Source organism: Sedimentitalea todarodis, assembly GCF_032595355.1.
Taxonomy (GTDB): Bacteria; Pseudomonadota; Alphaproteobacteria; order Rhodobacterales; family Rhodobacteraceae; genus Sedimentitalea; species Sedimentitalea todarodis.
The window spans coordinates 66,666-78,460 of record NZ_JASMWN010000004.1 but is presented as its reverse complement, the minus strand read 5'-3'; the positions used below and the strand labels follow the sequence as shown (position 1 = coordinate 78,460).

Annotated in this window: 10 protein-coding genes; 9 read left to right on the top strand and 1 reads right to left on the bottom strand. The window is 60.1% G+C overall.

What is annotated here, in order from left to right; translation table 11 throughout:
* Positions 1-2 precede the first annotated feature (2 nt).
* On the bottom strand, positions 3-908 hold the full coding sequence (locus QO231_RS07185) for a LysR family transcriptional regulator (RefSeq protein ID WP_316774688.1): 906 nt from the start codon (positions 906-908) through the stop codon (positions 3-5).
* Positions 909-1,073: 165 nt separating this feature from the next.
* Between QO231_RS07185 and QO231_RS07180 the strand changes: the two genes are divergently transcribed.
* The 9 genes from QO231_RS07180 (at position 1,074) to QO231_RS07140 (ending at position 11,784) form a co-directional block, all read left to right on the top strand.
* Positions 1,074-4,496: an indolepyruvate ferredoxin oxidoreductase family protein gene (locus QO231_RS07180; protein ID WP_316774686.1), complete on the top strand. Its 3,423-nt coding sequence runs from the start codon at positions 1,074-1,076 to the stop codon at positions 4,494-4,496.
* A gap of 197 nt (positions 4,497-4,693) precedes the next feature.
* Positions 4,694-5,503 carry a glutamate racemase gene (locus tag QO231_RS07175; protein ID WP_316774999.1) on the top strand — a complete coding sequence of 270 codons (810 nt, stop codon included), beginning with the start codon at positions 4,694-4,696 and terminating at the stop codon, positions 5,501-5,503.
* 97 nt (positions 5,504-5,600) lie between these two features.
* The gene (gene argC / locus QO231_RS07170) at positions 5,601-6,629 is read left to right on the top strand and encodes an N-acetyl-gamma-glutamyl-phosphate reductase (RefSeq protein ID WP_316774684.1); all 1,029 of its coding nucleotides are present in this window, start codon (positions 5,601-5,603) and stop codon (positions 6,627-6,629) included.
* 61 nt (positions 6,630-6,690) lie between these two features.
* Entirely contained in the window at positions 6,691-7,137 is a 447-nt protein-coding gene (gene ccmE / locus QO231_RS07165) for a cytochrome c maturation protein CcmE (RefSeq protein ID WP_316774682.1), read from the top strand.
* Positions 7,138-7,262: 125 nt separating this feature from the next.
* Entirely contained in the window at positions 7,263-7,874 is a 612-nt protein-coding gene (locus QO231_RS07160) for a holin-associated N-acetylmuramidase (RefSeq protein WP_316774679.1), read from the top strand.
* Entirely contained in the window at positions 7,865-8,443 is a 579-nt protein-coding gene (locus QO231_RS07155) for a holin family protein (RefSeq protein WP_316774677.1), read from the top strand. Before QO231_RS07160 ends, QO231_RS07155 begins: the two co-directional genes overlap by 10 nt.
* Before the next feature lie 75 nt (positions 8,444-8,518).
* Entirely contained in the window at positions 8,519-10,486 is a 1,968-nt protein-coding gene (locus QO231_RS07150; protein WP_316774675.1) for a heme lyase CcmF/NrfE family subunit, read from the top strand.
* Positions 10,483-10,938 carry a cytochrome c-type biogenesis protein gene (locus tag QO231_RS07145; protein WP_316774674.1) on the top strand — a complete coding sequence of 152 codons (456 nt, stop codon included), beginning with the start codon at positions 10,483-10,485 and terminating at the stop codon, positions 10,936-10,938. The genes QO231_RS07150 and QO231_RS07145 overlap by 4 nt, the downstream gene beginning before the upstream one ends.
* Positions 10,939-11,007: 69 nt before the next feature.
* Positions 11,008-11,784: an enoyl-CoA hydratase-related protein gene (locus QO231_RS07140; protein ID WP_316774672.1), complete on the top strand. Its 777-nt coding sequence runs from the start codon at positions 11,008-11,010 to the stop codon at positions 11,782-11,784.
* Positions 11,785-11,795: the final 11 nt, after the last annotated feature.

The window sequence follows — 11,795 nt, the reverse complement described above, 5'->3', positions numbered from 1 at the left end:
GCTCAGGCTTTTTCAAGAGATCTCAAATGCTTGCGGTAGGTAATGATCTCTTCCTGAACAAAGTCACGAAATGCCGCAATCCGTTGTGATTGGCGCAATTCCTCGGGATAGGCGAGAAAGACCGGCACATCCGCCGACTCAATCTCTGGGAGAACCCGTACCAGTTGGGGAAAGTCGTGGGTCACGTAGTCGGGCAAGACACCGATCCCGAGATTGTGCAGGACGCCTTGCAGCACGCCGAAATAGTTGTTGATCGTCAACGTGGATCTTGGATTGTAGGCCATCACGGTTTGAACGAGACTCGCGCCTGCCATGACCTGTGCGGCATCCGTGCTCTGACAGATCAGCCGGTGATCGCTGATATCTTCAGCACTGTCAGGCGTGCCATTCTGATCGAGATACTCGCGCGAGGCATACATGAGCATCTGCACCGACATCAGGCGCTTGCGGATCAGATCTGCCTGGCTCGGCTCTTTCATGCGGATGGCCACGTCGGCCTCGCGCATGGGCAGGTCAAGGACACGCTCATCAAGGATCAGATCAACCTTGAGCTCCGGATACTTTTCATAGAGCTTGGGCAAGCGCGGCGCGAGCCAGAGAAGTCCAAAACCAAAGGTTGTCGTGACCCGCAGCTCTCCAAAGACTTCTTCTTCGCTGTCCTTGATGCGGGCGGCTGCGGTTTCGAGCCGCTTGGACATGGAGTTGGTCGCATCAAACAGCAACTCGCCCTGTTCAGTCAGGATCAACCCGCGTGCGTGCCGGTGGAACAGAGTTGCGCCGAGGCTGTCTTCGAGCGCACGAATCTGGCGGCTGACGGCCGATTGCGAGAGATTCAAGCGGTCTCCCGCATGGGTCAGGCTACCGGCATCCGCGACGGCGTGAAAAATTCTGAGCTTGTCCCAATCCATGCGAGGTGCCTTCGTGATGGGTGATGTTCTATTAGACGGGCCGGTATGACCTCCATGCAACAGTCGGAACGTCGCGGCAATCGTGTTTTTTGACTATACAGGTCAGAATTTATGACCTATTATCGACCCAAAGCAGGCACAATCATGTAAAGCGGGGAGGCCAACATGAGCACGCAGAAAATCTCGTTGAATGATCGTTTCGATCTGAGCAAGAGCCCGATCATGCTCAATGGAACGCAGGCTCTGGTGCGGTTGATGCTCATGCAACGGGCACGGGACAAGGCCGCGGGTCTCAATACAGCCGGGCTGGTGACGGGCTATCGGGGGTCGCCTCTGGGTGCCGTGGATCTGCAGATGCAGCGCGCGGCCAAACCGTTGGCGGAACATGACATCACGTTTCAGTTGGGGTTGAACGAAGACCTGGCGGCGACCGCTTTGTGGGGCAGCCAGCAGGCAGAATTGCGCGGCGACGGAAAGTTCGATGGCGTTTTTGGTCTCTGGTACGGCAAAGGGCCGGGCGTGGACCGATCCGGCGACGTGATGAAGCACGCCAACATGGCTGGGACCAGCCCGATGGGCGGGGTGCTGATGGCGATGGGCGACGACCATACCGGTGAATCCAGCACGGTCCTGCACCAGAGCGAATGGGCACTGGTGGATGCCTATATGCCTGTGGTCAGCCCGGCTGGCGTGCAGGAAATTCTCGACTACGGCATCTATGGCTATGCCTTGTCGCGCTTTGCCGGTCTGTGGGTCGGTCTGAAGACCATGAAGGACACTATCGAAGTCACGTCGGTGGTCGATGGCGATCCGATGCGGATGCAACTTGTCACGCCGGACTTCGACCTGCCCGAGGGTGGGCTGAACATTCGCCTCGTCGATACCCCCACCGCACAAGAATCGCGGGTCATCGATCACAAGCGCTTTGCCGCAGAGGCATTTGCCCGCGCCAACCGCATCGACAGGCGTGTCTGGGGCAAGCCCGGGGCAAAGATCGGTTTCGTCGCGGCAGGCAAGAACTGGCTCGATCTCGTGCATGCGATGTCGCTCTTGAACATCGATGAAAACGAAGCCGGGCGTCTGGGCGTCACCACCTACAAGATCGGCCAGACCTTCCCGCTGGACATGGACAGCTTTCATGAATGGGCCGACGGGCTGGACCTGATCGTTGTCATCGAGGAAAAGCGCAAGCTGATCGAGGTGCAGGTCAAGGAAGCGATCTTTGATGATCGCGGTGGCCGGCGTGTCTATGGCTGGCACAAGGGTGATAGCTGGGAGCACGGGCGTCGGATGGAATTGTTCCCGACGCGCGGCGCACTGGACCCGATCATGATCGCCGAAAAGCTAGGCGAAATCCTGATCGAAGAAGGTCGCGAGACCGACGGAATCCGGGCCGGGATGTCGGCGCTGAATGATGCACGGCGCAATGACAATGCGGAAGAGATCGCCGCGCGTCTGCCCTATTTCTGCTCGGGCTGCCCGCATAACAGTTCGACAACGCTGCCCGATGGCAGCCGTGCCTATGCCGGAATCGGGTGCCACTACATGGCGCAGTGGATGGATCGATCGACCATCGGCTATACGCATATGGGGGGCGAAGGGGCCAACTGGATCGGGGAAGCGCCGTTTTCCAAGACCAAACATGTCTTCCAGAACCTGGGCGATGGCACCTACAACCATTCTGGCATTCAGGCGATCCGCGCTGCAAAGGCCGCAAAGACCAACATCACCTACAAGATCCTCTACAACGACGCCGTTGCGATGACCGGCGGGCAGCATAACGAAGGCGATCTGGATGCGCAGAGGATCGCACGCGAACTGAAGGCGATCGGCATCGAACGGGTCGCGGTGGTCTATGACGAAAAGGAAGAACCGGCGCGCGATGCCTTTCCAAAGGGGTTGGAATGGCACGAACGGGCCGAACTGGACGCGGTGCAACGCGAATTCCGCGAGATCGAAGGCGTCAGCGCCATCATTTACATCCAAACCTGCGCCGCCGAAAAGCGCCGTCGCCGCAAACGCGGGCTGTTTCCCGACCCCGACAAGCGCGTCTTTATCAACACCGATATCTGTGAAGGCTGTGGTGATTGCGGGATACAGTCCAACTGTGTGTCGATCGTGCCGGTCGAAACCGAACTGGGACGCAAGCGGGCGATTGATCAATCCAGTTGCAACAAGGACTTTTCCTGTCTCAAGGGGTTCTGCCCGTCTTTTGTGACGCTGGAAGGGGCGAAGGTAAGGAAGGAGGCGACCACAGAGTTGACGCTTCCCGATCTGCCGCAACCGGACCTGCCGGCGATCAACGGCACACACAACGTGGTCATCACGGGCGTCGGGGGCACGGGTGTGGTCACCATCGGTGCGTTGTTGGCGCAGGCCGCACAGATTGACGGCAAGGGAGCCGGCATGATGGAAATGGCCGGGTTGGCCCAAAAAGGCGGTGCGGTGCATATCCATTGCCGGGTTGCCAACACACCCGAGGATATCAGTGCCATCCGCGTCGCCACGGGAGAGGCTCACGCCCTGATCGGTGGTGATCTGGTGGTCAGCGCCGGTTCCAAGACGCTTGGCCTGACCAAGACGGGACAGACCGGTGCGGTTGTCAACAACCATGAAATCATCACTGGTGATTTTACCCGCAATACCGAATTCGCGCTTCCGTCCGACAGGCTGGAACTGGCCCTGCAGGCACGGATCAAGGACCGGCTCGATCTGTTTGATGCGTCCGATCTGGCCCGCGCGACGTTGGGGGATTCGATCTTTTCCAACATGATGGTGTTTGGTGGTGCCTGGCAGCGCGGGCTGATTCCGGTGAGCTATGAAGCGATGACCGGGGCGATCCAGTTGAACGGCGCGGCGATCGACCGAAATCTGCGGGCGTTTGAAATCGGTCGCTGGGCGGTGCTCTATCCGGAAGAGGCGGCTGCGCTGTCAAAGCCCAAGGTGGTCAAACTGCCGAAGACCCTGAACGACAAGATCGCCTATCGGGCCGACCATCTGGCGCAGTACCAGAACAAGCGGCTGGCCAAGCGATATCGCAAGCTTGTGGATGGGGTCGAGAACTCAGAGCTGAAGGAAGCCGTTGCCAATGGCTATCACAAGTTGTTGGCCTACAAGGACGAATACGAGGTCGCGCGCCTGCTGCTGGGCAGTCAGGAGAAGGCTGCAGCCGAGTTCGATGGCGATTTCAAGATGACGTTCCACCTGGCGCCGCCGATGCTGGGCGGAACCGGGACGGATGGCCGGCCGAAAAAACGTGCCTTTGGCGAATGGATGAAGACGCCGCTCAAGGTCATGCGATTCCTCAAGGTCCTGCGGGGCACGCCGCTCGATCTGTTCGGATACAGTGCAGAGCGCAAGATGGAGCGCGCGCTGATCCGACAATATGAGGCGGACATGAAAGTGGTTCTGTCCAAGGTGACTCCACAGACACAAGACATCGCCGTGGCTCTGGCGAGGTTGCCTTTGGATATACGCGGGTTCGGTCCCGTCAAGGCGGCGAGTGAAGCCAAGGCGGCAAAACGGCGTGAGGAACTGCTGGCGGATTTCCAGCGTGGTGGACCCGAGATGTCACGTGCCGCGGAATAGGGACCTGGTGCGGTGTTGGACGGGACTCGGCCGCTTGTCGGGCCTGGTCCGGTTCGCAATATGCGACGTCCAGTTGCCGCAGTCTCAAAAGGGATGATGGATTTTCTTTGAAAATCGACTTATGGGCTGTCTCCAAAGCCATTAAGGTCTTATGACTGCGGCTGTGAGTTTGAGGACAAGCATCGCGCTTGAGCAAGATGGCAGTAGGTATTTTCGATTCCGGACTCGGCGGGCTGACCGTTCTCGCAGCGGCGCAAAAGCGTCTGCCGGACGTGGATTTTCTGTATCTTGGCGATAGTGCCAACGCGCCCTATGGAGTGCGGGATGCAGATGACGTTTATGATCTGACGACCAGGGCGGTCGAGCGCTTGTGGGATGCGGGCTGCGACCTGGTGATTCTCGCCTGCAATACCGCCAGTGCCGCCGCACTGCGGCGGATGCAGGAAGGCGGATTGCCCAAGGGCAAGCGGGTTCTGGGTGTTTTTGTGCCGTTGATCGAGGCTTTGACCGAACGGCAATGGGGTGACAACTCTCCGCCCCGTGAGGTCGCGGTCAAGCATGTCGCGCTGTTTGCGACGCCTGCAACCGTGGCCAGTCGGGCGTTTCAGCGGGAACTGGCGTTTCGGGCGATCGGTGTCGATGTCGAGGCGCAGGCGTGCGGCGGTGTCGTGGATGCCATCGAGGATGGCGACATGATCCTTGCCGAAGCCCTCGTGCGCAGCCATGTGGATGCCCTGAAGCGCAAGATGCCGCATCCGCAGGCGGCTATCCTGGGCTGTACACATTATCCGTTGATGCAACAGGCATTCCAGGATGCCCTCGGACCAGACGTGCAGGTGTTCAGCCAGGGTACGCTGGTCGCCGAGAGTCTCGCGGATTATCTTGAGCGGCATCCCGATATGCTGGGCACCGGGGCGAGCGGCTATCTGACCAGCGGTGACGCCCGCCGTGTGAGCGACCGCGCAACGCAATTCATGCGACGACAGATTACATTTGCCGCGGCCTGATCTTGGTCAAGGCGCGCGCTGGATACATCCGCTAGGCCTGCCATGGTTCTGAGACCGCTGGCACAGCTCAATTCACAATAAATGAACGAAGTCTGACATGACCCACAAAATCGCAATTCTTGGTGCCAGCGGATACACAGGTGCCGAACTCGTCCGGTTGATCGCCGGACATCCGAACATGGACATTGTCGCCCTGTCCGGTGAACGCAAGGCCGGTATGAAAATGGCCGAGGTATTTCCGCATCTGCGCCACATGACTCTGCCGACGCTCTGCAAGATCGACGAGATTGATTTTTCTGGGGTCGACCTGTGTTTCTGCGCGTTGCCGCACAAGACGAGCCAGGAGGTCATCCGTGATCTGCCAGGCGGCTTGAAAATTGTCGATCTTTCAGCCGATTTCCGGCTGCGCGATCCGGCAGACTATCAGAAATGGTACGGCAATCCCCATGCGGCCCTGGCGCAGCAGGACGAGGCGGTTTACGGACTGAGCGAGTTCTATCGTGACGAGATCCGCGCTGCACGGCTGGTGGCCGGGACCGGATGCAACGCCGCGACCGGGCAGTTTGCGCTGCGGCCGCTGATTTCGGCGGGGGTGATCGATCTGGACGACATCATCCTTGACCTGAAATGCGCGGTGTCCGGTGCCGGGCGCAGCCTGAAGGAAAACCTGCTGCATGCAGAGTTGAGCGAAGGCTACAACGCCTATGCCGTTGGTGGGACGCACCGGCATTTAGGGGAGTTTGATCAGGAATTCAGTGCCTTGGCCGGGCGACCTGTGCGGGTGCAGTTCACGCCGCACCTGATTCCGGCAAACCGGGGGATTCTCGCGACGGTCTATGTGAAGGGCGATGCGCAGGTGATCAACGAGACCCTTGCGGAGGCATATGGTGGTGAACCCTTTGTCGAAGTCCTGCCGTTCGGGCAAGCGCCGAGCACCCATGATGTACGCGGCTCGAACTTTGTACATATCGGCGTTTCGGCGGATCGGATCGAAGGGCGGGCGATTGTGATCGCAGCGCTCGACAACCTGACCAAGGGCAGCAGCGGGCAGGCATTGCAAAACGCTAACCTGATGTTAGGTGAGGAAGAGACTCTGGGGCTTATGATGGCTCCGCTGTTTCCATAGGGTGAATTCGCGCGCAGAGCGCACGGGTGTCGCTGATGATGCGTGAACAGGAGGGCAAGAGATGCGAAACCTGAAAAAGCGACGTCGCATGCAGGTCATCGTCTTGGCGGCGGTGTCCCTGATGTTGGCAACCGCACTGATCGGGTACGGAATGCGGGACGGGATCAACTTTTTCCGGGCCCCGAGTCAGATTCTGGCAGAACCGCCGGCTCCAAACGAGGTGTTTCGCATTGGTGGATTGGTCGAGGAAGGCACGCTTGAGCGCGGCCAGGGCGAAGTGATCCGGTTTTCGGTGACCGATGGCGGTGCCTCGGTGCCGGTCACGTTTTCTGGCGTTCTGCCGGACCTTTTTGCCGAGAACCAAGGTATGGTCGGCACCGGACATTACGTTAACGGTGTATTTGAAGCGACTGAAATTCTTGCAAAACACGACGAAACCTACATGCCCAAAGAGGTCGTAGACGCATTGAAAGAGCAGGGTGTGTATCAGGACCCCAACGACAGCTGAAAGCGCTGAACTTTCCTTGCCGGACGGATCAGGTCTTGGGTCCTCGTTAACCGGTGCGTGCGCTGTGATTGGCAGGCGTTAACCATTCTTGTGGAGATTTTCCGGTGTTGGTTCGGGAGAAATCCATGCAGAATGTACGTCAGATCGCCGAAGAGATCGTGGCCCGTGAAGGCGGATATGTGAATGATCCGGATGATCCGGGTGGGGCGACCAAATACGGTGTGACCATTCATACGATGCGCCGGCTGGGGCTGGACCTGACCGGTGATGGCGCGGTCGGCGTTGCCGATGTTATGGCGCTGAGCCAGACGCAGGCCGTGGATATCTTCATCACCCATTATTTTGTGCGCCCCCGGATCGCCGAGATGCCAGCCGCGTTACAGGCTAGCCTGTTTGACATGTACGTGAATGCAGGCGGAAACGCGGTGAAGATCCTGCAGCGGATGTTGCGGGATATGGGGTATGCCGTGGCCGTTGACGGCGCGATCGGACCACAGACGTTGACGGCAGTGCGGGACGCAGCGGCGCCGGATGCGATGTCGTTGCGCGATGCCTATGGTGTGGCGCGGCGCAACTATTATTTCCGGATTGCCGACGGGCGGGTGGCGAGCCGCAAATACGCGCGCACGCGCGCTGGAGGGAAGGGGGGCTGGATCAAACGCGCCGAAGAGTTCCTTTCCCCCAAATTCCATCTCACGCAGGCGCAGTTTCAACAGAGGGTGGCGGCATGGGGCTGATCCAGGGATTTCTGAGTTTGATGTTTGGTAGCGGGCGCAACGTGATCCGCGAGACGGCGGAGGTGTTCACCGAGAATGCCGAGGCCGGGGCAAAAAGAGCGGCGTCTGTACAAGGACAGGCGATGCAGCAATTTGGTGCCGAGTTCGAGGTCCCGCGCGCCGGGCTGTTTGACCGGTTCATGGACGGGCTTAACCGGCTGCCGCGCCCCGCGCTGGCGCTCGGGACGCTTGGCCTCTTTGTCACCGCGATGATCGACCCCTTGTGGTTCGCGGCGCGGATGCAGGGGATCGCGCTGGTGCCGGAACCGCTGTGGTGGTTACTGGGCGTTGTTGTATCGTTCTATTTCGGCGCACGTCATCAGATGAAAGCGCAGCATTTCCAGCGCGAGGTCGCGACGACGATGTCGCGGGTGCCGCAGGTGATGGAGAATATCGGCAAGCTGGAACAAATGCGGGCCGACAGCCCCGGCGCCGCCGATCCGGGACCGGATGCGACATTGAGCGTGGCAGTGCTGAACCCAGAGGCCAATCCGGCGCTGGATGCATGGAAGGCACGTCGCCTCGCGTGATGCTTGCGACAATGTGATCGGGGCAGGCCGTCGAAAAGCATTGGCCCCCCGGCGGCAGCGGCCTATACCCGTTGCATGATTACAGAGCTTGGCCATTTCGCCCTGATCCTCGCCTTCATGGTTGCTGTCGTTCAGATGGTGGTGCCCCTTGTCGGGGCCCACAATCGTTGGCCAGGCTGGATGGCGGTGGCAGAGCCCGCCGCGACGGTACAGTTCATCCTGACAGCGTTTTCCTTTTGCGCGCTGACCTGGGCCTTCGTGACGTCGGATTTCAGCCTGAAACTGGTTGTCGAAAACAGCCATTCGGCAAAGCCGATGCTCTACAAGATCAGCGGAACCTGGGGGAATCACGAGGGGTCGATGCTGCTCTGGGTGCTGATCGTCACCTTGTTCGGCGCGATGGCAGCTTGGTTTGGCGGCGGGTTGCCGCCGTCGCTCAAGGCGCGGGTGCTCAGCGTGCAGGCGGCGATCGCGGTGGCCTTCTTTGCCTTCATTCTCTTCACATCGAATCCGTTCCTGCGTTTGGCGGTGCCACCGTTTGACGGGCAGGACTTGAACCCGCTGCTGCAGGACCCGGGATTGGCGTTTCATCCGCCGTTCCTCTATTTGGGATATGTCGGGCTGAGCATGGCATTTTCCTTTGCGGTGGCTGCGCTGATCGAAGGGCGGGTCGACGCCGCATGGGGCCGTTGGGTGAGGCCCTGGACACTTGCGGCGTGGATATTCCTGACGATTGGAATCGCCCTTGGATCATGGTGGGCCTACTACGAGTTGGGCTGGGGCGGGTTCTGGTTCTGGGACCCGGTCGAAAACGCGTCCTTCATGCCATGGTTGCTGGCGGCGGCGCTGGTGCATTCCGCGATCGTGGTGGAAAAGCGCGAGAGCCTGAAAAGCTGGACGATCCTGCTGGCGATCCTGGCCTTTGGTTTTTCCCTCATCGGCACGTTCATCGTGCGTTCCGGTCTGCTGACCAGCGTGCACGCCTTTGCCAATGACCCGGAACGGGGGGTCTTCATCCTGATGATCCTTATCGTGTTTACAGGTGGAGCGCTGACATTGTTTGCCCTGCGTGCCGGCGCGCTCGAGGCCAAGGGCGTGTTTGGCGTTGTCAGCCGGGAAAGCGCGCTCGTCGCGAACAACGTGATCCTGGCCGTGGCCTGTTTCGTGGTATTTACCGGCACCATGTGGCCGATGATTGCCGAGATGTTCTTTGATCGCAAACTGAGCGTCGGACCACCGTTTTTCAACCTCGCGTTCACACCCTTCATGGTGCTGTTGGGGCTGATAATGCCAATTGGGGCCATGCTGCCATGGAAGCGTGGTCGCCTTGGCCGCGCGATGCGGCCCTTGCGCGGCGCTTTTGTCTTGGCGGTGGCGCTTGGCATGCTGGTCTGGGCGATGCAGTCCGGACGCAGTGCCCTGGGCCCGGTCGGATTGTTCCTTGGTGCGTGGATGGTGTTTGGCGCGTTGGTCGATCTCTGGTCGCGCACCGGCCGCAGTGGCGATCGCTTTGGTCGGTTGCTGAGGCTGCCAAGGGCAGACTGGGGCAAGGCCTGTGCCCACGCGGGGCTGGGGGTTACGATGTTTGCGATTGCCGGGCTGACCGCTTGGGAAGAGGAAGATATCCGGGTCGTCACAATGGGTGAACCGTTCGACGTCGGTGCGTATACGCTGACGCTGCACGATGTGATCGAGACAACGGGGCCGAACTATTTCAGCACGACCGGTGATGTATCGCTTGCACAAGATGGGCGCGAATTGGCGCGATTGAGTCCGGAGAAGCGTCAGTATCCTGTTGCGCGGATGCCCACCACAGAGGCGGCGATCGACTATCGCTTCATGCGTGATGTCTATGTGGTGCTGGGTGACAAACAGGCCAATGGCGGTTGGACCATGCGGGTCTATATCAAACCCTTCACCAACTGGATTTGGGGTGGCTGTCTGTTGATGGCCTTCGGTGGCGCTCTGAGCCTGTCGGATCGCCGGTTCCGGGTGGCAGCCGGGGCGCGACGTCTCAAGGCGCAGGGGATGCCGGCAGAATGACCGTGCGACTTGCCCTTGTGCTGCTGGTCTGGGCCTCTGCGGTTCTTGCCGTTCAACCGGACGAGGTGCTTGACGATCCGGCACTCGAAGGCCGCGCGCGGGAACTGAGCAAGGAGTTGCGCTGCCTCGTCTGTCGCAACGAGAGCATTGATGAAAGCAATGCAGATCTGGCGCGCGATCTGCGGCTGTTGGTGCGCGAGCGCCTGGTGGCTGGTGACAGTGACGAGGACGCCATTGCTTTCATCGTGGACCGCTATGGCGAATACGTTCTGCTGCGTCCGACAACCGGCGGCTCCAACTGGCTGCTATGGGCGGCGGGGCCGATGATGCTGTTGCTTGCGGGAGGGATCGGCGTTGGATACCTGCGCAATCGCGCACGTGCCACAGGGACGCAAGAGACCTCGCTGAGTTCCGAGGAACAGGATCGGTTGCGCCGAATTCTCGACGAGTAACGCAGGGTTCCTCTTTTAATGCCTGGCCGGTTGCGTCAGTCTGCCGCCGAACAGACAGACGAGGGCGCGATGGACTATCAGACAATCACGGTCGAAATCTCGGATGGGTTGGGCGTATTGACGTTCAACCGTCCGGACAAGATGAATTCCCTGACCGGACAGATGCGGGCCGAGATAAACCATGCGATGCGCGACATGGCGGGTTCCGCGCGGGTGATCGTCTTGACCGGGGCAGGGCGCGCGTTTTGCACCGGGCAGGATTTGGGTGACTCCGGCGATGCGACCCAGGTCGATCTGGAACGAACCCTGCGCGATGAATACGCGCCGATGCTCGAAGCAATCTATGACTGCCCGGTGCCGACCATCGCGGCCGTGAACGGGCCGGCGGCAGGGGCCGGAGCCAACCTCGCGCTGGCGACGGATATCGTGATTGCCAGTGAGAGCGCCTACTTCCTTCAGGCCTTTGCCCGTATCGGGCTGTTGCCGGATGCAGGCGGTACGTGGTTCATGCCGCGGCAGATGGGGTTCGCCAAGGCAATGGGCGCAGCCCTGTTTGCCGACAAGATCAGCGCACGGCAGGCGGATGACTGGGGCCTGATCTGGGAAGCCGTTGCGGATGATGGTTTCGAGGCCCATTGGAAAGCGCGGGCCGCGCAGTTGGCGTCGGGGCCGACCATGGCCTATGGCGCAATCAAACAGGCAATCCGCGGCAGCTATGGCAAGACATTGCCCGAACAGCTCGAGACCGAAGCGCATCTGCAGGGGCAGTGTGGAAAATCCCGCGATTTCCGCGAGGGGGTGCTCGCCTTCATGGAAAAGCGCCCGGCAAATTTCGAAGGTCGATAAACCGCCACCCC